Source organism: Bartonella sp. AA83SXKL, assembly GCF_042196965.1.
Taxonomy (GTDB): domain Bacteria; phylum Pseudomonadota; class Alphaproteobacteria; order Rhizobiales; family Rhizobiaceae; genus Bartonella.
Genome location: NZ_JBHIRG010000182.1, coordinates 364 through 721, shown reverse-complemented (window position 1 = coordinate 721; position 358 = coordinate 364).

Sequence of the window (358 nt, the reverse complement as noted above, 5' to 3'; positions counted from 1 at the left end):
GGATGGAACAGCAAGTGGTGCTGGACGGGGTGGAGATGGTGCAGTTAAATTAAAGGTTTTTGTATAAGTTTTTAAAGGCTTTATATGATTTTCAAAGCCTTTTTATTGATCTTTCAAAGCCCTTTTAAAGGTTTTTTTTGACTGACAGTGTCAGACTTATGAAAGGGAGCTCTTGTTGTTATGTTTTCTCCATTGATTTGGAGAGCAAAATGGCAATAGAATTTAAACTTCGTATTCACTTTATTAAGGATGGTAAGAGATCTGAGTTTTTAGCAATATTTGATCAGACAGTTATTGGTGTGGTTGTAAAATCCTTGATGTTGACGTGCAAGTTTATTCCCTCCATGAGTTTGTGCTT